General features: G+C 69.8%; 2 pseudogenes. One reads left to right on the top strand and one right to left on the bottom strand.

The features are described 5' to 3' along the window. Positions 1 to 225 (top strand): annotated as a pseudogene (locus A9X03_RS26130) (hypothetical protein); the annotation flags it as partial. Here A9X03_RS26130 and A9X03_RS28875 read toward each other — a convergent pair. Continuing rightward, positions 212 to 513: pseudogene (locus tag A9X03_RS28875) on the bottom strand (hypothetical protein); the annotation flags it as partial. The pseudogenes A9X03_RS26130 and A9X03_RS28875 sit on opposite strands and share 14 nt — an antisense overlap.

Genomic DNA, 513 nt, shown 5'->3' with positions numbered 1-513 from the left:
GCGACGATCGACGCGCTCAAGAAGCTCGACTTCGCCGACAGCACGGCCACCGGCGAGGCCATCTTCACCGCCCTGCAGGCGATCGCGACGGTGGGCTCGGTGATGGGCGGCGGCGACGGCCCGCCGCCGGCGCGCATCGTGCTGCTGTCCGACGGCGGGGAGAACAAGCCGTCCAATCCCAGCGACCCGCACGACGGGGTCTACACGGCGGCGCGGCTGGCCCGGCCACGGTGCGATAGCCGATGTCCTTCTCGATGGCGTTGTAGCTCTTGTTGAGCTCGGCGATGTTGCTGGCGGTGTAGGACTGCCCGCCGGACAGCTTGGCGATCGTCTTCATCTGGTCCGTCGAAACCGGGACGGCCACGCGCTGCCCGTCCATCTCGATCTCGCCGGTCTTGGTGCCGAACGAGATCGTCGAGATGGGCACCCCCTCGTCCCGGGCCAGCCGCGCCGCCGTGTAGACCCCGTCGTGCGGGTCGCTGGGATTGGACGGCTTGTTCTCCCCGCCGTCGG

The organism is Mycobacterium sp. E1715 (assembly GCF_001667625.1).
Taxonomy (GTDB): domain Bacteria; phylum Actinomycetota; class Actinomycetes; order Mycobacteriales; family Mycobacteriaceae; genus Mycobacterium.
The sequence above is the reverse complement of the archived record's forward strand: the minus strand, read 5'-3'. Positions and strand labels throughout refer to the sequence as shown.